This window comes from Bradyrhizobium sp. HKCCYLS20291 (genome assembly GCF_051167715.1).
GTDB lineage: Bacteria > Pseudomonadota > Alphaproteobacteria > Rhizobiales > Xanthobacteraceae > Bradyrhizobium.
Genome location: NZ_JBNPTO010000021.1, coordinates 17456 through 41400, shown reverse-complemented (window position 1 = coordinate 41400; position 23945 = coordinate 17456). Strand labels below are relative to the sequence as shown.

General features: G+C 61.5%; 26 protein-coding genes. All 26 read left to right on the top strand.

The genetic code is table 11. The features are described 5' to 3' along the window. The first annotated feature begins 2 nt into the window (after positions 1–2). The 26 genes from ACQR07_RS31955 to ACQR07_RS31830 all read left to right on the top strand — a co-directional run bounded on the left by ACQR07_RS31955 (position 3) and on the right by ACQR07_RS31830 (position 23883). Positions 3–446, top strand: coding sequence for a gp436 family protein (locus ACQR07_RS31955; protein ID WP_434906033.1), 444 nt, complete (start codon positions 3–5; stop codon positions 444–446). Further along, positions 446–934, top strand: a complete 489-nt coding sequence (locus tag ACQR07_RS31950) for a phage virion morphogenesis protein (protein WP_434906032.1) — start codon at positions 446–448, stop codon at positions 932–934. Before ACQR07_RS31955 ends, ACQR07_RS31950 begins: the two co-directional genes overlap by 1 nt. A gap of 2 nt (positions 935–936) precedes the next feature. Further along, complete coding sequence (locus ACQR07_RS31945) at positions 937–1527, top strand: hypothetical protein (protein ID WP_434906031.1); 591 nt, start codon at positions 937–939, stop codon at positions 1525–1527. Further along, positions 1527–3020: a hypothetical protein gene (locus ACQR07_RS31940; protein ID WP_434906030.1), complete on the top strand. Its 1494-nt coding sequence runs from the start codon at positions 1527–1529 to the stop codon at positions 3018–3020. Before ACQR07_RS31945 ends, ACQR07_RS31940 begins: the two co-directional genes overlap by 1 nt. 12 nt (positions 3021–3032) lie before the next feature. Continuing rightward, the gene (locus ACQR07_RS31935; RefSeq protein ID WP_434906029.1) at positions 3033–3290 is read left to right on the top strand and encodes a hypothetical protein; all 258 of its coding nucleotides are present in this window, start codon (positions 3033–3035) and stop codon (positions 3288–3290) included. Further along, a complete protein-coding gene (locus ACQR07_RS31930; protein WP_434906028.1) occupies positions 3271–3630 on the top strand; it encodes a GPW/gp25 family protein in 360 nt (119 codons plus the stop codon). Before ACQR07_RS31935 ends, ACQR07_RS31930 begins: the two co-directional genes overlap by 20 nt. Positions 3631–3640: 10 nt before the next feature. Continuing rightward, positions 3641–4516: a baseplate assembly protein gene (locus ACQR07_RS31925; RefSeq protein ID WP_434906027.1), complete on the top strand. Its 876-nt coding sequence runs from the start codon at positions 3641–3643 to the stop codon at positions 4514–4516. 3 nt (positions 4517–4519) lie between these two features. Next, a complete protein-coding gene (locus ACQR07_RS31920; RefSeq protein ID WP_434906026.1) occupies positions 4520–5731 on the top strand; it encodes a phage tail protein I in 1212 nt (403 codons plus the stop codon). A 76-nt stretch (positions 5732–5807) separates the two neighbouring features. Then, the gene (locus tag ACQR07_RS31915) at positions 5808–8081 is read left to right on the top strand and encodes a hypothetical protein (RefSeq protein WP_434906025.1); all 2274 of its coding nucleotides are present in this window, start codon (positions 5808–5810) and stop codon (positions 8079–8081) included. Between the two features lie 12 nt (positions 8082–8093). Next, positions 8094–8321, top strand: a complete 228-nt coding sequence (locus tag ACQR07_RS31910) for a hypothetical protein (RefSeq protein ID WP_434906024.1) — start codon at positions 8094–8096, stop codon at positions 8319–8321. Between the two features lie 5 nt (positions 8322–8326). Further along, a complete protein-coding gene (locus ACQR07_RS31905; RefSeq protein WP_434906023.1) occupies positions 8327–10090 on the top strand; it encodes a tail fiber domain-containing protein in 1764 nt (587 codons plus the stop codon). Next, a complete protein-coding gene (locus tag ACQR07_RS31900; protein WP_434906022.1) occupies positions 10090–10311 on the top strand; it encodes a hypothetical protein in 222 nt (73 codons plus the stop codon). The genes ACQR07_RS31905 and ACQR07_RS31900 overlap by 1 nt, the downstream gene beginning before the upstream one ends. Before the next feature lie 6 nt (positions 10312–10317). Then, a complete protein-coding gene (locus ACQR07_RS31895; RefSeq protein WP_434906021.1) occupies positions 10318–10644 on the top strand; it encodes a hypothetical protein in 327 nt (108 codons plus the stop codon). Between the two features lies 1 nt (position 10645). Continuing rightward, on the top strand, positions 10646–11191 hold the full coding sequence (locus ACQR07_RS31890; protein ID WP_434906020.1) for a hypothetical protein: 546 nt from the start codon (positions 10646–10648) through the stop codon (positions 11189–11191). A 10-nt stretch (positions 11192–11201) separates the two neighbouring features. Next, positions 11202–11810, top strand: a complete 609-nt coding sequence (locus ACQR07_RS31885; protein ID WP_434906019.1) for a hypothetical protein — start codon at positions 11202–11204, stop codon at positions 11808–11810. Further along, positions 11807–13105 (top strand): radical SAM protein, encoded by a 1299-nt coding sequence (locus ACQR07_RS31880; RefSeq protein ID WP_434906018.1) that lies wholly within the window; start codon positions 11807–11809, stop codon positions 13103–13105. The genes ACQR07_RS31885 and ACQR07_RS31880 overlap by 4 nt, the downstream gene beginning before the upstream one ends. After that, the gene (locus ACQR07_RS31875) at positions 13089–13832 is read left to right on the top strand and encodes a hypothetical protein (protein WP_434906017.1); all 744 of its coding nucleotides are present in this window, start codon (positions 13089–13091) and stop codon (positions 13830–13832) included. Before ACQR07_RS31880 ends, ACQR07_RS31875 begins: the two co-directional genes overlap by 17 nt. Positions 13833–13902: 70 nt before the next feature. Further along, positions 13903–15336 carry a phage tail sheath subtilisin-like domain-containing protein gene (locus ACQR07_RS31870; RefSeq protein ID WP_434906016.1) on the top strand — a complete coding sequence of 478 codons (1434 nt, stop codon included), beginning with the start codon at positions 13903–13905 and terminating at the stop codon, positions 15334–15336. A gap of 100 nt (positions 15337–15436) precedes the next feature. Beyond that, the gene (locus ACQR07_RS31865; protein ID WP_434906015.1) at positions 15437–15967 is read left to right on the top strand and encodes a phage major tail tube protein; all 531 of its coding nucleotides are present in this window, start codon (positions 15437–15439) and stop codon (positions 15965–15967) included. 77 nt (positions 15968–16044) lie between these two features. Further along, the gene (locus ACQR07_RS31860; RefSeq protein ID WP_316200889.1) at positions 16045–16317 is read left to right on the top strand and encodes a phage tail assembly protein; all 273 of its coding nucleotides are present in this window, start codon (positions 16045–16047) and stop codon (positions 16315–16317) included. Between the two features lie 197 nt (positions 16318–16514). Continuing rightward, on the top strand, positions 16515–20165 hold the full coding sequence (locus tag ACQR07_RS31855) for a hypothetical protein (RefSeq protein ID WP_434906014.1): 3651 nt from the start codon (positions 16515–16517) through the stop codon (positions 20163–20165). An 87-nt stretch (positions 20166–20252) separates the two neighbouring features. Beyond that, positions 20253–20756 (top strand): phage tail protein, encoded by a 504-nt coding sequence (locus ACQR07_RS31850; protein WP_434906013.1) that lies wholly within the window; start codon positions 20253–20255, stop codon positions 20754–20756. Next, the gene (locus ACQR07_RS31845; protein ID WP_434906012.1) at positions 20756–20977 is read left to right on the top strand and encodes a tail protein X; all 222 of its coding nucleotides are present in this window, start codon (positions 20756–20758) and stop codon (positions 20975–20977) included. The genes ACQR07_RS31850 and ACQR07_RS31845 overlap by 1 nt, the downstream gene beginning before the upstream one ends. 120 nt (positions 20978–21097) lie before the next feature. Beyond that, positions 21098–22204 carry a phage late control D family protein gene (locus ACQR07_RS31840; RefSeq protein ID WP_434906011.1) on the top strand — a complete coding sequence of 369 codons (1107 nt, stop codon included), beginning with the start codon at positions 21098–21100 and terminating at the stop codon, positions 22202–22204. 15 nt (positions 22205–22219) lie between these two features. Next, entirely contained in the window at positions 22220–23386 is a 1167-nt protein-coding gene (locus tag ACQR07_RS31835) for an N-acetylmuramidase domain-containing protein (protein WP_434906010.1), read from the top strand. A gap of 140 nt (positions 23387–23526) precedes the next feature. Beyond that, positions 23527–23883 (top strand): hypothetical protein, encoded by a 357-nt coding sequence (locus ACQR07_RS31830; protein WP_434906009.1) that lies wholly within the window; start codon positions 23527–23529, stop codon positions 23881–23883. Positions 23884–23945: the final 62 nt, after the last annotated feature.

Below are 23945 nucleotides of genomic sequence, written 5' to 3'. Positions count from 1 at the left end.
TCATGATGGGCTACGCGAGCAAGGACGATATCGACGATCTCTATGGGACCGATCTCCTCGTTCGCATAGCCGATTATGACCGTGACGGCGTGCCGGACCCGCTGGTTGTCCAGCGCGGACTGGACGGCGCAGACGAGATCTGCGACGCCTACCTGTCGTCCCAATATACGGTCCCGGTCGTCCCAACGCCCGGCATCGTCAAGAACTGCGCCATCGACATCGCGGTCTACAAGATCGCACTGGGCCGCACCGGCCGGACCGATGAGATGCGCGTGCGCTACGAGGACGCGCTTGCAATCCTCGAGAAAATTTCCACCGGCAAGGTTGGCCTCGGCCTGCCGCCGGTCACCACGACTGGCACCGATGCCAACGGCAACCCGGTGACCACGACCACTAACCCGAACGTCACACGAGGTGGCCGGTCATTCGATAGCAGGAGGGCCTGATGGCGGCTTTTGCGGTCGATCTCAACACCGAAGACCTCGCCCGCCTCAATGCCCGCCTCACCAAGCTGCTGCAGGACGCCGAGCACCTCCATCCCGTGATGGAGCAGGCTGCCGAGTACATGCAGCGCGCCACCATCAACCGCATCCTACGGACCAAGATGTCCCCGGAAGGGGAGCGATGGGCTGCGCTGTCCGATGTGACCATCGCCCTGAAGGGGCACGACAGGCCACTGTTCGACAGCGGCGAGCTGTCCCGCAGCATCGAGGTCAGCGACGTGACCGATCACGGTTTCGAACTGACGGCGGATACCGAATACGCATCCTGGATGCAGAACGGCTTCAATCATGCCGGCCGGAAGGCGCAGCGCGGCGGCAAGCGCTACAGCAAGTCCGACAAGGTGCCGGCGCGTCCGTTCATGGGCTTCTCGGAAGAGAACGTCAAGCGCATCTCGAAAATGATCCGCGACTACCTCGCGCACGGAGGCTGATGATGGGAAAAGTCGTCAACTTCCGACAGAAGATCATCGACGGGATCAAGGCCATGTACCCGACGATGGACGTCGACTGGTACGACGGTCTGTTCGACGAGCAGGATATTGCCGACTGGACGCTGAAGACGCCATGCGCCCGCGTCGCGGTTATGGCATCCAAGAGCGAGCCGACATTCACGGGCGAGCTGAATGCTCTGCTCCGAGTCGTTGTGGTCTTGATCGACGAAAACAGAAATGTCGCCCTCGATGGCGACGCCAGAGCCTGGGACATGGTCGAGACCGTGGCCACCTGGGCTCATCAGAACCAGTTCGGACATCCCGATGCTGCTCCCGCGCAGAACGTCCAGTTCAAGCGCATCAGCCAGCCGGTCTTGAGGCGCGAAGGCGTCTCGGTCGGCGTGGTCGAATGGCAGAGCGATCTCATGATCGGCACAAACCAGGTGCTGAAGCGTGAGTTCTTCTATTACCCACAGACCGGCGAGATGATCACCAAGGTGCCCAGCTCCAAGGTGTCGATCCTCGGTCACGTTGAAAATGCAGCGGGTCTGTCCAGGGACGAAACGGTCGATGTGACACCCGAGGTGCCGTAATGGTGCGTGCAATTCACGCGATGGAGCGCCGGCTCCAGGATCTAGAGCGCAAGTTCCAGAACAAGGAGCGACTCGGCAAGATCGTCGCCGTCAAGTTCGAGAAGAACCGCTGGTACGTCAAGATGAACGACGGCGAGGATCAGACCCCGAGTGGGAATGAGACCTACTCGAAGCAGGACACCTTCAAGAGCGACTGGCAGCCCTGGCAAAGCCACTCGCACGCCACGATCAAGTATTCTGTTCCGCCGAAGGTTGGGATGCATGGCATCCTGCGCTCGGTCGGCGGCATCCCCGAACTAGGGACGGTCGAGCCGTTTCATTACGGACCGGACACGCCATCGCCGCACGGCAAGCAGGACGAGACGGTCGCCCTGATCCACGAGAAAGAGGATCAGCAGCACTGGGTCCATCAGACCAAGGACTCGAACCACCTGATCATCAAGACCAAGAAGAAGCAGCAGGGCGCCCCCACGGGCCTCGGCGACATCTCTGGTCTCGGCGATCTCGCAGGCATCAGCCAGATGGCCGGCTTGAGCGGCATGGACTTCTCCAACATGCTCAGCGGCCTCAGCAATCTCGGCAACCTGGGCAATCTCACCAACCTCGACATCTCGAACATCGCCAACATGGCGGGGATCTCGCAGCTGTCGGGCCTCAACATCGACCAGCTCGCCAACGTCGGCTCATTGGCCAACATGTCAGGCCTCCCGGGCCTGTCCCAGCTCGGCAACCTCACCGGCATCGCCAACCAGGTCGCCTCTGGCAATCTCATGGGCGTAGTCAGCCAAATGATCGGCGGCGGCGCGGGCGGAGCGGCCGGCATCCCGGCGAGCCTCGCAGGTGGCGGTGGAGGTGGCGGCAGCTCGGGCAGCTCGGGCGCTTCGTCATCAGGTCAACAGCAGTTGCAGCAGACGCGGCCGCCCAAGCTTCCGGAAGTGCCGGAGGATGGCGATGACGGCGTTACGCGGCAGCTGGCCGACAAGGAGAAGATCCTCAAGACGGTCGGCAAGAACAAGTCCTACTACCGTCAGGATGAGAAGCTGGTTCACATACGCTACGGCGAGAAAGACGCCAAGGGCGACGTCCTGATGGATGAGAACCAGGTCAAGGTCCAGTTCAAGGACAAGAAGGCCGTCGTCAAGTGGACCGAGCAGGATCTCACGGTCCAGATGGGCGAAGATGATAAGTCGAAGGTTTATATGACCGAGGACCGCATCTTCATGACCCAGGGCGGAGATAAGGGTTCCTCCGTCCTCATGACCGATGGCGAGACCGTAATTCGGCAGGGCAGAGACAACTCTGTCGTCACTATCAAAGAAGATGGCATCGAGGTTAAAGGCGCGACTGAGTTGTCATGCGGTGTCGACGGTCGATGGATCTACATCACTCAAGGCCGCGTCAACCTTGGCGTCTCCGGTCCGAAGGAAATGGCCCAGACCAGGGTCATTACAGAGGGCGGCCCCTCACAGGTGGTGTGGGCCAAACTTGTATAACGAGAGAGAACAATGAAAACCTACGAAGTGATTAAGGATTTCTGGCATAGGGGCATCCTTGTGCCGGCCGGCTCCCTCATCACTGCAGTCGAAGCTGAGGTCAAGTATCTCAAGCACGCCGTGCAGGAGAAGGTTGAGCAGGCCGAGGCGGTCGTGGCCAAAGTCGAGGCGACCGTCACCAAGGCGGTGACCGCAGCGAAAGCCGTCGAGACTAAGGTGCTCGGTGCCGTTGCTTCGGAGAAGCCGGCCGATGGCAGCGCTTCCAAGTGAGCACCTGGTCGACATCGATCGTGAGACCGGCGAGCTGATCCAGGGCTGGCCCCGGATCAAGCAAAGCATCTTCGTCATCCTCACCACCCGCCTCAAGGTTCGCCTGATGCGGCTGTGGTGGGGATCGACGTTTCAGAACATGCAGGACAAGCCCTCCAACGAGGAGACGATGATGTCCGGCATGATGGCCGCGATCGCCGCGATCAACACCTACGAGCCGGAGTTCAAGGTCACGCGAGTGTCCATTGACGAGGCTGACGCATCAGGTGCGATCACGATCACCATCGATGGAATCGACCTCGTGGAACAGGTGCTGCGGAGAACTTCGGTCACCATCTAGCGAGGGTTGAATGCCCAATTACACGTCGCCCGCGCTGTATATCGACTTCGCGCGTCTTCCTCCTCCTGACGTCATCGAGACCATCGATTACGAGGTTCTGCTCCAGCGCTACAAGGACGAGGTTCTCGAAAAGAACCCGAAGCTGAAGGCAGCGCTGGCCCTCGAACAGTCTCCGACCAACATCATCCTTGAGCCGCAGGCCTATGGCGAGGTCCTGGTGCGAGCGCGGGTCAACGCCGCTGCACGCGCCGTCATGCTCGCCTTCGCCAAGGGCTCCGACCTTGACAACCTGGCCGCCTTCTTCGGCGTCGAGCGCCTGCCGGACGAGCTGGATGACGGCCTGCGCCGCCGCGCGCAGATGGCCCCTGAGGCCTATTCGACGGCCGGCTCCGAGGGAGCCTACATCTTCCAGGCCCTGAGTGCCGATGTCCGCATCCGCGACGCCACGGCGACCAAGGTCAACAAATTCGGCGGCGTCAAAGTCGCTATCATGCAGAGCGGCACCGACCCGGTACCGACCAAGGACATCCTCACAAACGTGGTGAGACGCTTGAACCAGAAAGGGATCAAGCCGCTGACCGACGTCATCTCGGTGTGTCCGGTAACGCCCCTCCGGACGCAGATCGTTGCCAACATCACGCTGTATCCAGGGCCTGACGCGGCGCTGGTCATGAATGACATCGGAACCGCCCTGACGAAGGTTCGCACCAACGTCTCCCTGATCGGACGCGATCTGACCAGGTCGGCGATCATTTCGGCGCTCAACCAGAATGGGGTCCAGAGCGTCGACCTGATATGGCCGGCCGCCGACATCGTGGCCGGTAATGACCAGTGCGTCGTCGTCGGGTCCGCAAAGGTCACGCCGCTCCCGACCAGATTGGAGTAAGCCATGGCCCCGTTCCCGACGCGCAGGATGGGTCAAATCCTGTCACCGAATGCGACGGAGTACGAGCGCACGCTGGCCTCTCAGGTCGAACGCCTGCTCGAAATTGACATCCCCATCCGTAAGCTCTGGAACCCGTGGACCTGCCCTGAGAACCTGCTGCCTTACCTGGCCTGGGCGCTCTCGGTCGATCTGTGGGACTCGGAATGGCCGCTGACGAAGCGCCGGAGCGTGGTCGCGAACGCGATAAAGCACCACCAGATCAAGGGCACGCTGAAGGCTATCGAGACCTACGTCGAACTCATCGACAGCAGGGTCATCAAGGCAACGACGCCGCTGGCAAAGGTGTTCTCCGGGCCCTCGCTCAACAAGGAGCAGCGGGAAGCCTGGCTCGCCAAGCTGCCGCAGGTTCGCATCTACCAGAATTACCTGCGTGGCGCCGCCCGGCGCCGCATCTTCTCAGGTGGAGGCCGCTACAGCAGCTTTCTGGAGAATAAGTTCCCGGCGCCCAACGAGGCGATCACGCGGCTTTCGAAGCGGGCGTCCTGGGTCGTCAATGGTGTCGAGACCGACACCAGGATGGACAACGAGGGCACTTACTTCAGGATCTACATCAAGGCTGTCCGGCCGTATTCGACCTTCTGCAACACGCCGTTCGGCCTGAAAAAGAAGTTTCCGATCCCGTCCACGGCATCCAACCGGATCGTCACAATCGCGCCGATCGTCATTGCGCCCTGGCGCCGAGCGGTCGGCCCGCAGATGGAGCCGGTGTCGACGACACCGGAGCTGATCACCATCAGCGGCAAGGAAGGAAAGGCGGTCTATTGTGGCCGTCCGGTCCACAAGCGGTTCTTTGTTCCTTCGATGGCGCCGTACCAAACCTACGAGCGGTACGCGGTCAATGACGGGTCCGTTTCTGGTGCCAAGCGTCCTACGATCCAGTTCATGGGCGTTGGACGGTACGGGATCGAGCCGCATTCGGCAGAGCTGAAGGTCCAGATGCAGACGCGGTGGAGCAAGTACAAGGCACGCCTCGCGCAGCCGTTTGCGCCGAAGACGCGCTTCTTCATGCCGCACGATGGCTCGCTGATGACCAAGAATCGACAGGCCATCATCGCAGCCAAGCGCATGACCGACAAGATCCTGCTCGACACCGACACCAAGCCCGGCTTCGTCGCCGGCCTGCCGCGGTTCGCGGGCGACCTGATCATCATCTGACAATAACCAGAATGCATTGAGCCCATCGTCCGCGGGGACGGTGGGCCTTTTCGCGTTCGCAGCAAGAGGCCCTTAGATGGACCAGCAAGTCATCTTTCGCGACTATCAGGAACAGACCGCGACCGATCACAACAACATCCAGGAATACGTCCAGACCGCGATGGACCACATCGTCGCCGACGCCGTTTCTGCCACTCGAAAATCTTCGGGACTGATGGTCACCAAGACCGGTCAGGTCGAGGTCACGGTCGGCGCAGGTCGTGTCTACGACACTGGCGCTGTCTACGCGCTCCGATCGGTTCTGACCCAGTCGCTCGCCACGTACGTGGCCGCAGCCGCACGGCGCATCGTGACGATCTCGGCCTATGGCCAGGAAGTCGAGACCGACGTCGAGCAGCGCGATTACCTGACGGACGTCGATACCGGCACCGTCGAGCCGCGCTCGGTCGCCATGACCCGCTCCCGCAATGTCCAGATCGTGTTCACGGCTGGCGCCGAAGCTGCCGACCCGGTCCCCGCCGCTGTGCCAGCGACCCACGTGGTGATCGCGAACGTCCTGCTGGACACCACGCAGATCGTCTCGATCGACATCCAGGATCAGAACCAGGTCGTCTCGACCGACGCTCTGGATAGCCGCACCGACCTGCTAGAGACCTTCCGCTCGATCATCGAGCCGCGCGTCACCTCGCTGGCATCCGATCTCGCCGATCTGGCGAACCGCATGACGGGCCTGAGTAGCGCCTCTGACCTATCCCGCGTTTATCTCGACCTGGCCCGCGTCAAGGAGAGCCTGCGCTATCCGGCCGACGCCTCTGGCTTCGACACCGACTTCTTCCTAGACCAGACGAAGTCGGACATGACTAACAGCAAGCTGCTAGGGTTCGACGCGAGGGTCGAGGAGGGTATTCGCTTCAACGACGCAAACAAGAACCAGTTCGAGATCTCGTTGTTCTCGGCGAACGATCCGAATGCGGCGCTGGCCGGCGGCTACCTGATGCCGAAATACAGCAACGTGCTAAAGATCCAGACCGGCAATTACACCGAGTCGCTCGGCATCGCGCAGTACGGCTACCAGGTACATTCGATGAAGGTCGGGTACATGTCCCGCACCCGCATCCGGTACGGCGGCAGCTACACGGTCTGCACCAACGGCAACGCCTGGAGCACCCCCGGCAACCCGTCCGATATCTCGAACCTCTACGACTTCAACACGATCGAGTATTCGACGGTCACGACGCTGCGAGACCCGCACGGGAACGGCGACGGCACCGTTGCCTGGCGCACCGACTATTACTGGCTCGACACCTGGGAAGAGCCGTACATGTACGAGGTCACCACGAACCTCGCCGTGACTGGCGCCCAGGTTGCGCAGACCTTCCTGGTCTCGAACGACATCATCGCCACGCAGCTGGGCTTCTACATCACCCAGAAGGCAGCAAACGAAGACATCCACATCGCTCTCTGCGAGGTGACTGCCGGCCAGCCCGACCTCGAAAAGGCCGTGCTCAAGACGGTCTACGCGCAGCAGAACATCGTCACGGGTTGGAACCTGTGTCCGATCCAGCCGACCTTCCTCGCGAAGGGCAAGCGCTATGCCTTCGTGTTCATCTCGAACGCGAACCATCAGATCGGCATGACTAACGGTCAGTCCTATCTGGACGGCACGTTCTTCTACTCGACGGACGGCATCTACTACATGGGCGACCTGACCAAGGACATGATGATCCAAGTCTACGGCGCCCAGTTCGCCTCGTCCCAGGTTGCGATCGAGTTCGCTCCGATCAACCTCGACGGCGGTTTCCGCGACATCGACATCCTCGCTGAGCAGTGGGTGCCAGGTTCGTGCGAACTCGTATTCGAGATGCGACCGAACGGTACCGGCGAATGGCAGCCGCTGATCCACGACAACTCCGGCGTCCTCGCTGTTGCTCCGCCGCTGGCTCAATTCCGGGCTCGCTTCGTCGGCACCAGAGACATGATGCCGATCCTGCATCTGACTGGGTCGCGCGTCAGCGTCTCCCGTCCGAAGACGGCCTTCAAGCACGTCTCGAAGACGATCACGGTGCCGGCGCTGTCCAACGTCACGCACAACGTGACCTTCGTCAACCTGCTCGAAATGTTCGATCCGACGCCGCACACCTACGCGATGACGGTTCGGGTTGGTTCGACGGAGTACTCGCCCGACACCACCGTCACGGTGCTGAAGGACGCGCAGGCGAAGCGCTACGAGAAGACCTACACCTTCAGTCTGCCGGCCGGAACCACGCAGTTCACGATTGAGCAGACCGGAACGACCAACTCGCCGCAGGTCACGTACCACGTCGCTGAGCGGTCGTTCTACACCAAGTAAGGAACCAACTTCATGGCCGACACTGATAACGCAGCCGCCCCGGCGGCTGCTACGCCCGTTGTTTCGCCGGCTGCTCCCCCGAAGCTGCCCATCGACCCGGCGAAGAGCTATCGCCTGAAGCTCGCTCGTGCAGTCGAGATCGCTCCCAAGATCTGGGCGCGTCCGGCGCACGAGGCGATCGTCAAGGGAAGCCTCATCGCTGATCTCGGCGACGCCGTCATCGGCTACGAAGAGGTCTAAGGCCGATGGCGCGCAGGTACGATCAATTCTACCGGGTCAAGGCGAGGGATAATCTCGGTGACCCCGAGTATTGGAACCAGCGCTTCGAAGACATCGACCGCCGAATCAACTCGAACGAGGACGGTCTTGCTGCCATCGGCGGCTTGACCTCCTACGTCGAGGGGCTCGCCCTCAACCGTCTCGATCTCGTTCTGGCGCCCGCGCTCGACAAGATCGCCCTGGTTTCCGAGCAGGGATTCCTGCTGGCACATGCCAACAACTCGGTGACGCTCGACGTCGCCACATCACAGACCTTCGCGATCTTCGACGCAGCGGAGCGGGAGCTGTTCGCGCCCTCGCCGTTCGTGACGGTGACCCGCCAGGCCAACAATACCGACTATGCGTTCTGCAGGGTGCTCGCTTGGGATCGCGTCTCCGGCCAGCTGACGCTGCATCCGATCCAGATCTTCGGAAATCCCGGCCCGTTCATCGACTGGGTGATCTATGTCGGCACCGCGCTCCCGCAGGTGGCGATACAGACCTTGACGGATGCCCAGGCTGCACGCGACGCCGCCAAGGGATATCGCGATACGGCTTCGACATACGCGGTCCAGACTGGACAGGATAAAGCTGCGGTCGCCCAGATGAAGATCGACGCGCTGGCTGCTCGCGACCAGTGCTCAACCTATGCGGCGAATGCTCAGATTTTCGATCCGTCCTTCTACATCAAGAGGGATGTGGGCGGCACCTTCAGCGCCTCCGTCAACTTCACGGTGAGCCCGACCGTCCCGACAGTGACGGCCGGCGACAATACCCAAAAGGTGGCATCGACCGCCTTTGTGAAGAACGCCATCGACGCTCTGATCAATGGTGCCCCTGGCACCATTGATACGCTCAAGGAAATCGCCGACAAGCTGACGGCAGACGAGGGCGTCGTCGGCGCTCTGACCTCCACGGTGGCCGGCAAGCTGCAGAAGGACCAGAACCTCGGAGATCTGCCGGACAAGGCAGCCGCGAGAGCGAGTCTTGGACTCACCGGGGCACAGCCGACCGGCAAGGCCACTATCAATGCCAGTGCTGGCAGCGCAGTGACCTATATGCGGTCCGATGCAAACATCGCGATCGACCAGTCGATGTCTCCGACCTGGACCGGGACGCACGTCTTCCTGCACAATACTGGCACGACGTACGGCTTCAACACTGCATCAGACGGAGCCATTCGGATCTACGCACCCGACCAGGGCACTGCGGTCCTCTCGTTCCACCGTCAGGTCTATGCTGTGCAGCTCAGCCTGGATGGTGACAACTGGTTCCGTATCGGCGGATGGTCTGATGGCGGAAACTGGCGCTTCGGCGTGTCTCCCGGCGGTGACGGATATTTCCGCGGCTCGCTCGGCGTTGGCACGACTCCAGTCGGTGGCGGCTCGATCGTTGCGACGGGCGATATCGTCTATGGCTACTCCGATTTTCGTCTGAAGGACGGCATCGAGGTGATCGAGAAGCCGCTGGAGAAGGTTAGGAAGCTCAAAGGTGTCACGTACATCCAGAGCGAGCTGGCAAAGCTGGTTGGGGCTCCGACGCAAGCGAAGCGAAAGGCCGGTCTTCTGGCTCAGGACGTTCTCGAAGCGCTTCCTGAAGCGATTTCGCTCGCTCCGTTCGACCGCGACGATAGCGGCGGAAGCAAGTCTGGCTCCGACTTCCTGAATGTCGACTACATCCAGACGATCGCGCTGCTTGTTGAGGTCGTGAAGGCTCTGGATGCGAAGGTTACAGCTTTGGAGGGCGCATAATGGCAGTGCCCTCCTCGGGACCCGTCGCCTTCTCGACGGTCAACGGCGTGTTCGGCTGGGGCAACCAGATGAGCCAATATGCCGGTCGGACCTATTACTACGGCCCACACCAGACGGCTGTATTCCCGACATCGAACTTCCCGATGTCCCGGTTCTACGGGACGTCCGGACATGACGAATGGAATTGCGCGACCGTTTGCGACTGCGTTTGCGGCAAGTGAGGATACATGGATCGGAAACTGAGCGCGACGTTCAGCTACAAAATCCTGGACTGTAGTCCGGATGGTTGGGCTCGCGTCGAATTTATCCACGATACGCTCGGTCGGCTGACCCACCCTCGCGTCTTCATCCCACTCAACCACTCGGCCGAGGAACAGCGTGGCGCCATCGTCATGCAGTTCCCGGCCAAGTCGTTTCATTTGCGATACCTCGAAATGCTGGCGCAGGAGCAAGGACCACTCGCTCCTTCCAGCATGGAGGGAAGCTTCACCTACCGCATCGATCGTCCGATGGAAGATCCGATCGGTTTGCCCATGGAAACCCCCAAGGTGTGAGATGCACTTCCGGCGCCTCCGTTTCGAGAATTTCACGATCACGATCTTCACGGCGCATGCCGGCGAAGAGCGCATCTGTCCTCCGTCTGAGCTGACGCGCGGCCTGACCGCGGCTGATGCTCCTGCCATCGCGCACCTGCTCGAAGGCAAGGATGACGCGAGGCCGCTACACACGATCCCCGTCTACACCAAGGGCGGCTTCGAGGCGCTCGGCGGAGACCATGCGCCAGACCCGCGGCCGGCGGGAAGCGGCGGCACGCAGTTCGTGCGCGGCATCGACAATTACCGTCTCCGGGCGACGGAAGAGGGCAGCGAATATCACTGCATCACTCCGAAGAGCGAGAAGCCAGTGTTCTTGCAGCGCGCTTTCGTCTCCGGAAAGTCCGGAGACACCTTCGAGGTGGAGCCCGGAAACTACCTCTACATCGCACAGGGAACGATCGAGATGGCCGGAAGGCCGTGGGTTGGCCCGACGATGCTTGAGATCACCAAGCCATACACGGCAACGATCACCGACCCGATGATGGGCGCTAAGCTCTGGCGCTGAGAGGTTGACTATGCCCACGATCCGCTATCTGACGCCTGCCGATTACGACGACATATGCGCCATCATCGACAAGCATTCGAGCGGACCGGGGGCATGGTGCAACGACAGTAGCGCTCCCGCAGCACCGAATTTCAGGAAGCTCGCGAAGGATCATGTCGAGCTGTGCTTTCCGCAACCGATGAGCAACTTCTGGGGCTACTTCGACGACAGCGGAAAGCTGGTCGCCTGGACGATGTTCGTTCGCTGGGCTGACCACGACAACGTCACCGTCCGCCTTCTCATTGAGGATCCCGAAGCGGACCTGCCGCGTGCAAATGGCGCGGTCTGGTCTGACGCCGCTGTTGATCTCGTGAACTGGGGGATCGGCTCGTTTTGGTGCGAGGGCGTGTCATGTTTCTGGTCCCGCACTTACGCGGGCAGGGAAGCCAGGCACGTCAGCGTTCATCCGAACTGTCTGCTCGCAGAATACGAGCGCAGGGACGTGCTGAAGCTGCCGGTGAACACCGTGTCTCCCGACGAATACCGCCGTGTCACATGGTCGCCTGTCGATTACGAGACAACGATCTGCCGGTTCAACGATCCGCGTCCCCTGAAGGACTATCTGGAAGGACCCAAATGATCCGCCTGGACATGCTGAGCAAGGACGGAGAGGTCGTGCCTCTGTTCTATGACCAGCACACCTCTCGTCTCACGGACGAAAACGGGTTTCGCGCTGTCGACTTCACGGGCAACCCGCTTCTCGATCCCGATCCGGCGCCCGGCCGGCCCTTCATCGCCGTGGATTACGATCAGCCAGGCCGCAAGGTACGAGCGGTCAAGAAGCTGAAGATCCAGCTCGGCCTGGGCTGCCAAAAGTCGTGCCTCTACTGTCTCCAGGCGATCCAGGTTCACAAGGCGGCATTGTCGTCTACCCGAGACGCCAGCGAGTTTCTCTCCAATATCGACTCCTGGATCGAGAATCCGGAAGGTGTCCAGAAGGTCGAGCTGTGGGGCGGGGAGCCGCTGCTCTACTGGAAGCATATCGAGATCCTGGCGCCGGAGCTGATCAAGAAGTTCCCGAACGCGCGGTTCTCAATCATCACCAACGGTGAATTGCTGTCACGGGAGATCGTCGACAAGCTGAAGGCTTGGGACTTCTCGATGGCCATAAGCCATGACGGTCCGGGCCATCACATTCGCGGTGACGACCCGTTCGAAGATCCAAACAAATTTGCGCTGATCCAGTATGCGCAGAAGACGTTTCATCCGCGTTTCTCGTTCAACGCGGTCCTGACCCCGGCAAACCACGACGTCAATGCCATCATCGACTGGTTCCAGGATTATTTCCCGGGTTGCAGGGTCGGCTTCGAGGGCGTCGTTCACAGCTACGCCGCCGATCCATCATCGATCTTCTCGGAAGATCAACTCGGCCTGTTCAGCGACACGCTGTCGCGCCAGATTGTCGACGGCTCTGCGATCAGGTCGCCGTCCATCCATGATAAGCTGCGCCGGGCGCTCAGCTCGATGGTGAATGAGCGACCGTCCGAAGTGCTGTTCCAGAAGTGCGGAATGGACTTGCCGGAATACCTTGCGGTCGACCTCAAGGGTAACGTCATGACCTGCCAGAACGTGGGCGCCAATGGCAACCACAAGATCGGGCACGTAAACGACTTCGAGAACATCGCTCTCAACACCTCGCGGCACTGGAGCAAGCGTCCGGAATGCCAGAACTGCCCCGTGCTGCAACTCTGTCAGGGCGCCTGCATGTATCAGGGTGGCGATAACTGGACGCACAGCTGCAACGCCGAGTTTTTCTACAACCTGGCCTTCTTCCGAGCTGCTCTGTTCATCCTCACCGGACGCTGGCTGGTGAGCTTTAGCGGAGACATCGTGCGCCCGAAACTTAAGAAGGACCGCAATGTCGAAGTTCGTTGAGCTTTCCTCCAAACTGGAGCGCATCCCGCACCTCGACCTCTGCAAGAAATACGACACAAATCTCTTACAGGCAGAGCTTGCGGCGATCGACCCGGCGTTGTTCGTGCCGTTCCGCTCCAAGAGCCGGCACAAGGACAGGATCGCAGAATGCTGGCATGGCCTTTCGTTGGTCGCTCCGCATGGCTCGATCCACGACGATCTGACCGAGGAGGGGTACGCGGGCCGGACGGACAGCACCTGGACGCCGATCGCCGACAACTCGCCGTACATCAAGCAGGTCGTCGCCGAGTTTGGTGGTGAGGGGCAGCGCGTGCGCCTCAACCGCCTCGGGGCGGGCAAGAGCCTGACATGGCATCGACACGGCACAGAGCTTTCGATGATCGCAGGTGTCGCGGCAACCGGCCAGAGACGGCCGAACTGGTACGAATTGATCGTACACGTCCCAATCGTTTCAAGCGATCGCGTCAGCTACGAGGTCATCCCGACTCAGGTCTACGAGTTGGCGGATTTCGCAGCAGGCGGCCTGGAGATCCACCAGAAGGCCTATCCGCAAGGCCAGGCGTGGTGCTTCAACAGCGCCCACTATCACAACGTCTTCAACCGCTCCGCCGATGACCGCTACGCGATCATGCTGACGCTGGACATCAGGATGCGGAAGACCTTCGAGATCGTTTTGAAAGCCGTCGAGCGATACATCGAAAACCGAGAAGGTCCGCTGATCTCCTGATCGGCGACCACCACCATCACTCCATGCAGCCGCCCCTGACCGGGCGGCTTTTTTGTTGGGAGAACCCTACGTGACTGTTCAATATCTCCACGGCATCGAGACGATCGAACTCGACAGCCCCTCGGGTCCGGTTGAGACCGTCAAGTCGAACGTGATCGGCTTGGTCGGCACCGCCCCGAACGCCGACCCGGACATCTTCCCGCTCAACACTCCGGTCGCGGTGTTCGCTGACGCCCTGAAGGCAGGCCAGCTCAAGAGCGACGGCACCCTGCTCGACGCCGTGGACGCCATCTACAGCCAGAAGTCGGCTGTCATCGTGGTGGTCCGCGTCGCTGAGGGCCAGAGCACCGAGGAGACCTGGTCGAACGCGGTTGGCTCGCCGACCGGTAAGACCGGCATCTGGTCGCTCCTGAAGGCGCGTCCGCTGCTGCAGGTCATCCCGAAGCTGCTCTGCGCCCCCGGCCTCACCTCGGGGCGCCCGACCAACGGCGTCAAGAACCTGGTCATCGGGGATGTCGGCAATGCCTACGTCCTCAACACGACCTCGATCACCATCGCAGCTCCCCCGGCCGGCGGCCGGCAGGCAAAGGCGGTGCCCCAGGTGGTCGGCGGCAAGGTGACCGGCGCCATCATCACCGACCCGGGCTACGGCTATACGGCCGTTCCCGCCGTGACCGTGAACGGTGCCGGCGCAGGCGCCACCATCACCGCGACCCTCGGCCATGTGGCAAACCCGGTTGGCGTTGCCTTCGGCTCGATCGTCGATCGCCTCCGTGCCGTCGCATTCCTGGATGGTCCCGGTACCTCGTATGAGGACGCTGTCGCGTACCGCGGCGACTACGGCAGCCAGCGTATCTCGATTGTCGACCCGGGCGTCCTGTCCTGGGACACTGAGAACTCGGTCTACGTGCAGAAGCCTGCTTCGGCCTACGCGGCCGGCATCCAGGCCCGCGTCGATGAGGAGAAGGGCTTCTGGTATTCGTTCTCGAACGAACTGATCCAGAACATCGGTGGCCCCGCTCGTCCGGTCGACTTCATGCCGAACGACCGCGACAGCGAAGCCAACATGCTGAACTCCAACCAGATCACGACCATCATCCACGATGACGGTTTCCGGTTCTGGGGTCTGCGCAACACCGGCACCGACCCGCTCTGGGCTCAGCTGTCGGTCCGCCGCACCGCGGACATGGTGTACGAGAGCCTGGAGCGTGCTGAGCGCGTCCGGCTCGACAAGCCGTTCAGCCTCCAGCTGCTCTCCGGCATCCAGGGCGACGTCAACGCTTACCTCCGTCTGCTCCGCTCGCGCGGCGCGCTGATCGGCGGAAAGTGCTGGATCGACCAGTCCATCAACACCCCGGCGACTTTCGCCAACGGTGAGCTGACGGTGGACTTCGATCTGGAACCGCCGGCCTGCTTGGAGCACCTGCAGTTCCGCGCCCGCCGCAACCCGAACTACTACACGAACTTCATCGAGGAGTTCGCGCGGCAGGTTGCGAACGGCTAAGCGCTTCTTCGTCTCCGCAACAATCACATCACCAAGAGCTAGTCACGAGCCGCTCGGTCCCTCCTGGGCCGGGCGCGCTCTGGCATGGCCGGAGAGTTAAATGGCAAACAACAACCTTCGCGACTCCAACATTCTCCAGGACTTCACGGTCTGGATCCAGGATATCGGCAAGATCGGCGAGTCCCCCGAGTTCCAGCCGCCCGAGATCAACATTGAGGTCGAGCAGTTCCGCGGTGGCGGTATGGACGGCACGGTCGAGATCCCGATGGGCATCGAGAAGATCGAGTTCGACTTCCAACTCCACACCTGGGACGAGCAGATCTGGCAGAACCTCGGCTACGGCCCCGGCTCGCTCGATGTTCCGGTCACCTTCCGCGGCTACATGCTGTCGGCAGCCGGCGCCGAGAAGGGCGTCATCATCGAGACCCGCTCGCTCATCAAGTCGATCAAGCCCGGAAAAGCGGCGCCCGGCAAGAAGGTCGAGATGACTGTCAATCTGTGTGCGAACTACTACGCGCACTATATCGACAACAACCTCGTCACCGAGATCGACGTCTTCAACAAGATCACGAACATCGGCGGCGTCGACAAGACCGCCAATGCCCGGCAGATCCTGGGCTTCACCTACTAAGTCCTGATCTCCCGAACTCAAGGCCTCGCCATCCGGCGGGGCCTTTTTCGTTTCCAGTCACATAGGTGTGCAAACCAATGACCCAGAAAGTCTTCAACCTCACCCAGCCCTTCGAGTATCGCGGCGCGAACTACATCGAGTTCAAGGCTCGCCGGCCGAAGGTTCGTGATCTCCGCAACTTCGTGAAGAACGTCGATCGCGACAGCGTGGCGGCCTTCGAGAAGGCGCTCGCCGACCTGTGCGAGGTCGATGAGAAGATCATCGCCGAGATCGACATCGAGGATTTCGGCCCGATGAAGGCGTGGTTCGAGGGTTTTTTGAAGCCCATGCTGAACGGATCGGACGAATAATCGAGGACTCGTTCCCAATCTTTGAGCGCTTCGGCTGGACGCTTGACGCCGTCGAAGCGCTCGAATGGGACGATTTCCTATTAATCGCCGATGGCGTTCAGTTCCTGAACAAGCGCGATCAGGAAGCAATGGAAGCAGCGCAAAAGGCCCGGGGGCGATAAGCCCCGGGCCACCCCTTTCCATTTTCAGGAGCGGTGATGGCCGACGAAACTCTCGATATCAGGGCCAGACTTACGGCCGAAGACCAGGCCTCTGCCAATATCAAACGGCTCCTCACCCAGATCAAGCAGCTCGAGACTCAGATCAAGAAGAGTTTCGCTGCAGCCCCGATCAAGGGGTCCATCATCGACCCCGAGGTCCAGGGCAAAGCGCAGAAGGCGCTCAAAACCACCGAGAAAAGCTTCAACCGCCTGACCGACGAACAAAAGCGTTGGGCTCGCGAGCAGAAGATGCTCGGTCAGATGAATACGACGGTCTGGACCAAGATCACCAACGACATCAACAAGTCGGTTGGCGCGTTCCAGCAGTCGACCGGCAAGAAGCGCGTCGAGCTGGCACGTCAGCTCCGTGACCAGATCGGATACGCCCGTGCGTTCCGCTACGTCTACATGCAGGAGCACGAGAGGCATCAGCGCTCCGTCTCCAGACACCATCAGGCCCTGAACCGATTGGAGCTGGCAAAGCAGCGCCGTGATGAGGTGATGGAGCGAGCCAAAAAACGACTCGCTGAAAGATCCGAGGCAGAGAAGAAGCGGGCGCTCGCCAAAGTCGAAAGGGAGCAGAAGCGGCACCTTGAGAAGTTGGAACGTCAGGAGCGCCAAGCGGCCCGTGAGCGCGCTCGCGCCGAGAAGCAGGCGCTTGAAGAGCGTGCCCGCGTCCGTCGCGGCCTGAGGCGTGGATTCAACCGCTTCCGGGAAGCGCCTGGTCAGCTGGCCCGCGTTGGCCGGACGGTCGGAATCGGCGGCGCACTGTCTGCCGCTGGCCTCGCCATGGGCACCAGGTCCGCAGTCCGTGCAGCTGTCGGCGTCGACGCGGCCGAGACCTCCGCGCGCATGAACATGGATCAGTCCAAGCTCAATGCCCGCGATCTCCGTGACAATTGGGCGCTTCCCACAGCCGTCAAGATGGGTATCGACCCTGGCACGCTGATGGGCGGGGCGGTTGAGGCTGCAAAGGCCGGCGTGCCGGAGGCTCTGTCCAAGACCGCCGCAGAGATGTCGTTCAAGACCGCCAAGCGGTTCGGCATCGATCCGAGCGAGATGATGACGGCCATCGGCCGTGCGGTTGCCCAGGAAATCGGCTCCGGACGTATGCAGGGCAACGACATCAGCGGCTTGACCCGCAAGTTCAACATCGCGTCGACCCTAGCGGCAGAGACCGCGACGGACCCCGCTGAAACCCTGTCGTTCCTGCGATCTGGTCTCGGCGCTGGTGCATCTGTCGGCATGTCCGACGTCGGCACCATGGCGTTCGGCAACTCCGCAATCCTGGCCGGCGCTCAGGCGCGCCAGGCCTCGCGCTTCCTGTCCCATCTCGGCGAGCAGTTCTCCGAGCTGGAGATGAAGCGCAAGATGATCAACAGCAAGGGTCATCGGACTGAAGAGGATCGCCTCTTCATGTCGATCCCGAGCAACCTCGGCTTCGGCTCGCTCGGCAACATGCGTGCGATGCTCAAGAACGATCCCGATGAAGGCTTGTTCAAGATCATCGAGTCCTTCCGCAACATCAAGGATCTCGAAAAGCGCAGCCAGGCGCTGCATGCCTTCTTCGGCTCCGAGTTCGGTCCGATCATCAAGAACATGATCGATGCGCCGGGCAATATGTGGGAGAACTTGAAGATCGCCCGCAGGGCGGCGGCCGAGAGCCCAGAGAACAACGGGATCACCCGGGCCTGGGCAGATTACCAGAAGGGTCTTGAGAACATGATGGACCGCCTCGCCGCGGTCTGGAAGGTTCTGAAGGCCGAGATCGGTGACACGCTGAAGCCGTTCATCGAGCAGATCAGCGTCTGGGCCGGCGACATGTACGAGTCGCTGAAGACCGGCGGCTTGAAGGAGCGCCTGAAGGCGTTCATCAACGGCCTGATCGAGGGCTTCACCGGGAAGAACGGAGCGACCCTCCGTGAACTCCTGGATCAGGTCTTCGGCAAGCCCGGCAGCCAGAACGGGTGGAGCGCCGAGAACATGGGCAAGTTCGGCAAGGGCCTGGCTGAAGGCATCACCTCGATCGTTTCGGCGATCAGCTCTGCTGGCAAGGCGATCATCACGATGTTCGGAGAGAACTCGTCCGATCCTGAGGTGATCGGCAAGTTTGCCGGCCGGATCACCGCACTGGTGGTCGCGCTGACGGCGCTGGCCCCAGTCATGAGCGTGTTCTCGTCTCTGGTCGTCGGCATCGTTGCCATCGGCGCAGCCCTCAAGGGCGTCGGCAAGGGCGTGATCAACAAGAGCATCTTGGCTCTGCTCGCCAAGCTCGGAGTTGGCGGCCTCACTGGCGGCATGCTCGGCGGCCTCATGATGGGCGACGGTCGTGCTGATAACAGTACCGAGGACATGGACGCGCTCCAGAAGGAGATGGGCAAGCAGAAGGGCCAGCCTAAGAGCGACAAGTTCAAGGGCAAGGGCTGGGTGCCGCCTCCGGCGATGAAGTCCGGGGAGAGCACCGAGGAATACCTCAAGCGCCTGGATCTGCTGAAGCGGTCGAGCTACACCGGCCCGACTGAGTTCTCTGGTCGTCGTCGCACCAGCGAGGTCGACGAGCTGACGGATCAGCTGAAGAAGCTCGGCGGCAACGTCGAGAGGGCCGCTTTCATCGGCGGCGGCATCAGCTCCACCGGCAGTGCCATCGCATCCTCGTTCGGAGGTGGCGGCTCCGGCGGTCGCATCGCGGCCCTCGGGTCGGGTAGCGGCAGCCCAACAGCGCTGTTCGGTAGCACGCCTGGCGGTGCGCTGCCTGACTTCGGCGTCGGCTCCAGCGGCTCGATATTGCATCGTAACGGCGGACTCATTCGAAACGGTTCGAACGGACGCATCATCAGCCCGAGCAACGTCCCCAGCTTTAGCGGCGGGGGAGGGTCGTTGGCAAATGATGGTGTCGGAGCTGGCTTGGCCGGTTCTGAGTTCCTGAAGGCGCGACGCGCTCGGTTCGCCGAGGAGTTGAAGAACGATCCGACTCTGAGAATGCACCTCGCGGCCATGCAGATGACCGAAGGGGCAAGCGGCGGCGGAACGATCGAAGCTCTGATGAACCGCATGGACATGACGGGGCAGTCGCTCCGTCAAGGCCTTGGCGCTGGCCAGGACGGTCTTCCGAACTCGAAGTTCCAGTTCTACGGACCGATCAAGAATCATAAGCTGCCGGCGGCGATCCAGAAGCTTCAGAGCAATCCGAAGCTGTTCGAGAAGTTTGATCGCTACACGCAGGCGGCGCTCGCAGGCAGCCACAAGATCGGTGGCTTCACCGACCAGGGACTGCCAACAGATCCGAACGGCACTGTCACGCGGCGCCGTAAGGGGTTGCCAGCGCTGCCGACCGTGAACTACGGCGGCAACGAGTTTACCGAATGGCTCGGCAACCAGCGTTCTCGCAACTATCGCCAGATGATCGAGAAGGGTATCGGAGGCGAGACCTCCAAGGTTCCGTCTCCCGGCGATGCCACGAGCAAGGTGCCGATGCCGGCAACGCCTGGTGCTGGTGCGGGTGACGTTCGCATGGGCGGAGGCGGCCAGGTCGCGATCCACATCAACGGTGGCTCGCATGATCCGGAGGCTCTCGCGCTGCTGGTCCAGCGTCGCATCGACGAGTCCATGAACTATCGCGCTCACGACAGCGAGTCCGAATACACCTAACGCGCCTGGCCCCACGGGGCCGGGACACACCTTCTACCGATAGAGGCCTCGCCATCCGGCGGGGCCTTTTCATTTTGAGAGGATTCCATGGCTTCTGTGCTCATGGGTTTGGGCTCGCTCGAGCCTACTGCGAGCGAAAACGTGATCCTTTTCTACGTTCCGCTGCCGAATAATGACACTCCCGGTTTCGAGCAGCTGCAGCGCGATCGCCAATACACCTGGGTCTCGAATGACCGCCTGTCGCGCGATCCCGCGATGCAGTTCACCGGGCCTGGAGAAGAGCAATTCGTCATCGAAGGTCGGATGTATCCGTACCACTTCGGCGGTCTCTCAACCATCAAGCTGCTCGATCAGGCCGGCCGGTCCGGCAAGCCGCACATCCTGGCGCGTTTCTATCCGCTGACGCAGCCGGGTGGCTCACTGTCCTATGGCAGCGAGAACCTCGGCAACTTCGTCATCAAGCGGCTCCGCACGGTGGAGTCCAAGATCGGTGCTGTCGGTATCGCACACAAGATCGACTTCCAGCTTGAGCTGTCGCGGTACGGCGACGACCTGAACACAGCAGCAGTTCAAGATTTCTGGGCCACCTGATGTCGATTTACGTCACCAAGATGTTCGATCGGCTCGACCGCGTCGTCTACGCACGATACGGCTCGACCAGCAACCGGCTCGTGGAATGGGTCATGGAGCAGAACGACGGCATCGAGCTTTATGGCTTCGTTCTGCCGATGGGAATCAGCATCAACCTCCCGGAGCCTCCGGTGAAGGTCACCGAGGTGTCTGTCCTCCCGCAGCTCTTTCTCTGGACCTGACGCATACGCATTCGCGCATAGCGTCGATTTATACGCAGTTGCGCATCAGACCCAGCGTTTGATGCGCCATAGCAGATCAAGGCCGTCCTTCGGGGCGGCCTTTTTGTTTGGGAGGCGTGCGTGCCCACCGGCTACACCCCGATCTACCGCATCTACAAAGGCGGGATCGATATCACCGATCACTTCAACGATCGGACCACCAAGATCAAGGTCGAGCTGACGTCGGGCGGAGGCGAGGGCGACCGATGTGAGATCGAAGTCGACGATCGTGACTGGCGCATCGCTAGGCCGAACGGCGGCGAAATGATCCAAGTCTGGCTCGGCTACAAGGAGATCGGCCTCGCCTATCTCGGAACCTATACGATCGACGACGTCATCTTCGAGGGTATGCCGCGGAGCATCCAGCTCACCGGCACGTCGACCGGATTCAACGATATCAAGAAGGCCCCGCAGATCGCCAACTTCAGCAACAAGACCGTCGGCGACATCCTCGGCGAAATGGCCTCACAATCCGGACTTCAGCTGTCGATTCCGAGCGACCTGGCTGGCCGGCAAATCCCCTTCAAGAACCAGCAGGTCAGCAACCTGCACATGATCCATGAGCTGGAGCGCATGTTCGGCGCCATTGGCAAGGTGGCTGACGGCAACCTGGTCTTCGTCCCGCGCGACTCGACCGAGAGCGTCAGCGGCGTCGCGTTGCCAACGCTGGTGCTCCATCCGGAGCACTTCGGAACGTGGCGCGTCCGCTACTCAGGCCGCAATGATGCGTCCGAGGTGAAAGCCGCCTACTGGGACAAGGACCAGCACATCCGGAAATGGATCTCGTCTGCGCTGCCTGGCGGCGATGGCGATCCCTTCACCATCGGCCAGATCTTCAACTCGCAGATGGAGGCAGAGGCTGCTGCGGCGGCCAAGGCCGGGGCGATCAAGCGCGCCTCAGTCGAGGCCATCTTCGACCTCGCCAAGGGCGATCCCTGGATCCGTGACGCGCAGACGATCCTAGTGACCAACATGCGGGACGGCATCAACGGCTCCTACGTCGTCGAAAAGGCGACCCACACGTACATCAAGAGCACCGGCATCCGCTCCAACCTGCAGTGCCGAGCCCCCGGCGACGGCGTCGATTACAGCGACCGCGCCGACGACCTGTTCCTCAGACCCATGCCCGGAGAGCCGATGGGCGGTGTGCTCCCTGGAGCGCCCGGCAGCGGCAACGCGGCTCCTTAAACCACGGAATCCAACATGTTCAGTCAAGAGATCATCGACGCCATCGTGGCGGCGGCGAACCAGCACGGCTGGCCGGCGTCTTCGCTGCTGGCCGTCGTCGAGTGCGAGACCTCCGGCAAGCCTTTCGAGGAGGACAATCACACCCCGACGCTGCTGTTCGAGCGCCACAAGTTCTATTCGGAGATGCAGTCGCATCAGCCGAGCAAGCTGAAGGCGGCGATCGCCGCCGGCCTCGCGATCGCAAAGTGGTCGCCGAAGACCCAGTACAAGGACCAGGGCAAGTCGGCCGACCGCCTGTCGCTGATCGCCAAGGCGCGTCACATCGACGAGGAGGTCGCCAACCGGGCGGCGTCCTGGGGTCTCGGCCAGACCATGGGCTTCAACGCCGAGGGCCTGAAATACGAGAGCGCCACGGCGATGGTCGCCGAGCTGTCGCGGGGCATTGCTGAGCAGGTGGATGCGCTCTGCCGCGAGATCCTGCACGCGAAGCTCGACCGGTTCCTGATCGCCAAGGACTTCACCAGCTTCGCACGGGGCTACAACGGTTCCGGCTACGCCCAGAACCACTACGACACCCGCATGCAGGCCGCGGACACGGCCTGGGCGCGGCGCCTGGCGAGCGGCGACTACGAGGCCAAGCCCGGAAAGTCGATCACGCTGGTCTATCAGCAGAAGTTGAAGGGCCTGAATTACAACGTCGGCAATGTCGACGGCGACTGGGGAGACCTCACCACGGGCGCCTGCGCGGCGTTCCAGAAGCGTGAGGGCCTCAAGATCACTGGTCATCCGAATGCCGAGACCACGGACGCGCTGGACAAGGCCATAGCGCCCCGTCCGGCCTCGCCTGAGCGCGCAAACGCCACGGCCGGTGATCTGGCAGCAGCTGGCTCCAAGACGATCAAGGCGGCTCAGAAGGGCTCCACGCTGACCAAGATCATCGTCGGTAGCGGCGCGATCGGAGGTGCCAACATGTCCGGCGCCCTCGACAAGGCGAAAGACGTGGTCAGCCAGGTTCAGGCTGCCAAGGGCATCCTGGATTCCGCCCACGACGTCGTTGTCTGGCTCCTGCCGTACTGGTGGGTCGGCGCGATCGTCGTCGGGTTATTGCTGTGGCGCTGCTATGGCGATGTCATCGAGGCCCGTCTCAAAGACCACCGGACCGGCCAGAACCTCAACAGGTGACTATGTCCATCAGCCGATCGAAGCCGGCATGGGCAAGGTCGCGGTCGTCGCCCGCTAGCGAGCACCCTCATCACCGCAAATCACATTATCGACGGCGTTGCCCAGTGCATCGCCGAGATCGACCAGATTGGAAAAAAACTATGGCCACGCCCCCGCCCATCGACGTGATCAGCCTCGAAAGCATTGCTGGCCTCTATGGCCCGACCGTTGCCCTCATCGGCCTCACCCTCACCATCTCCTGGCGTCTCAGCGGCAAGATCGATGAAGCGAAGGCCGCCGGAGAAGCTGCTGCGAAGTCCGCGACTGAGAAGGCTCACAAGCTCGAACGCGAGTTGGCCGAGTTCCGGCTGAAGGTTGCCGAGGAGTACGCCTCCTGGGATACCGTCAAGGCAATCGAAACCCGATTAACAGAGCGGATGGACGACATTTCCGATCAGGTGATGAAACTACCCGACGTCGTGGTCGACCGGATCATGAAGTTTCTGGCGATCAGGTGACCTGAACAAACACATGACTTGAATTAGCGTCAGGTTGTCGGTAACCTTAGGTCGTTTTGGCG

Excerpts from the sequence above, each read along its gene's own strand:
- ACQR07_RS31860 (WP_316200889.1), top strand. The coding sequence starts at position 16,045 with ATGACCCAGAAAGTCTTCAACCTCACCCAGCCCTTCGAGTATCGCGGC.
- ACQR07_RS31880 (WP_434906018.1), top strand. The coding sequence starts at position 11,807 with ATGATCCGCCTGGACATGCTGAGCAAGGACGGAGAGGTCGTGCCTCTG.
- ACQR07_RS31925 (WP_434906027.1), top strand. The coding sequence starts at position 3,641 with ATGCCCAATTACACGTCGCCCGCGCTGTATATCGACTTCGCGCGTCTT.
- ACQR07_RS31830 (WP_434906009.1), top strand. The coding sequence starts at position 23,527 with ATGGCCACGCCCCCGCCCATCGACGTGATCAGCCTCGAAAGCATTGCT.
- ACQR07_RS31935 (WP_434906029.1), top strand. The coding sequence starts at position 3,033 with ATGAAAACCTACGAAGTGATTAAGGATTTCTGGCATAGGGGCATCCTT.
- ACQR07_RS31850 (WP_434906013.1), top strand. The coding sequence starts at position 20,253 with ATGGCTTCTGTGCTCATGGGTTTGGGCTCGCTCGAGCCTACTGCGAGC.
- ACQR07_RS31945 (WP_434906031.1), top strand. The coding sequence starts at position 937 with ATGGGAAAAGTCGTCAACTTCCGACAGAAGATCATCGACGGGATCAAG.
- ACQR07_RS31865 (WP_434906015.1), top strand. The coding sequence starts at position 15,437 with ATGGCAAACAACAACCTTCGCGACTCCAACATTCTCCAGGACTTCACG.
- ACQR07_RS31900 (WP_434906022.1), top strand. The coding sequence starts at position 10,090 with ATGGCAGTGCCCTCCTCGGGACCCGTCGCCTTCTCGACGGTCAACGGC.
- ACQR07_RS31940 (WP_434906030.1), top strand. The coding sequence starts at position 1,527 with ATGGTGCGTGCAATTCACGCGATGGAGCGCCGGCTCCAGGATCTAGAG.
- ACQR07_RS31855 (WP_434906014.1), top strand. The coding sequence starts at position 16,515 with ATGGCCGACGAAACTCTCGATATCAGGGCCAGACTTACGGCCGAAGAC.
- ACQR07_RS31890 (WP_434906020.1), top strand. The coding sequence starts at position 10,646 with ATGCACTTCCGGCGCCTCCGTTTCGAGAATTTCACGATCACGATCTTC.
- ACQR07_RS31950 (WP_434906032.1), top strand. The coding sequence starts at position 446 with ATGGCGGCTTTTGCGGTCGATCTCAACACCGAAGACCTCGCCCGCCTC.
- ACQR07_RS31930 (WP_434906028.1), top strand. The coding sequence starts at position 3,271 with ATGGCAGCGCTTCCAAGTGAGCACCTGGTCGACATCGATCGTGAGACC.
- ACQR07_RS31835 (WP_434906010.1), top strand. The coding sequence starts at position 22,220 with ATGTTCAGTCAAGAGATCATCGACGCCATCGTGGCGGCGGCGAACCAG.
- ACQR07_RS31885 (WP_434906019.1), top strand. The coding sequence starts at position 11,202 with ATGCCCACGATCCGCTATCTGACGCCTGCCGATTACGACGACATATGC.
- ACQR07_RS31920 (WP_434906026.1), top strand. The coding sequence starts at position 4,520 with ATGGCCCCGTTCCCGACGCGCAGGATGGGTCAAATCCTGTCACCGAAT.
- ACQR07_RS31895 (WP_434906021.1), top strand. The coding sequence starts at position 10,318 with ATGGATCGGAAACTGAGCGCGACGTTCAGCTACAAAATCCTGGACTGT.
- ACQR07_RS31845 (WP_434906012.1), top strand. The coding sequence starts at position 20,756 with ATGTCGATTTACGTCACCAAGATGTTCGATCGGCTCGACCGCGTCGTC.
- ACQR07_RS31910 (WP_434906024.1), top strand. The coding sequence starts at position 8,094 with ATGGCCGACACTGATAACGCAGCCGCCCCGGCGGCTGCTACGCCCGTT.
- ACQR07_RS31955 (WP_434906033.1), top strand. The coding sequence starts at position 3 with ATGATGGGCTACGCGAGCAAGGACGATATCGACGATCTCTATGGGACC.
- ACQR07_RS31875 (WP_434906017.1), top strand. The coding sequence starts at position 13,089 with ATGTCGAAGTTCGTTGAGCTTTCCTCCAAACTGGAGCGCATCCCGCAC.
- ACQR07_RS31905 (WP_434906023.1), top strand. The coding sequence starts at position 8,327 with ATGGCGCGCAGGTACGATCAATTCTACCGGGTCAAGGCGAGGGATAAT.
- ACQR07_RS31915 (WP_434906025.1), top strand. The coding sequence starts at position 5,808 with ATGGACCAGCAAGTCATCTTTCGCGACTATCAGGAACAGACCGCGACC.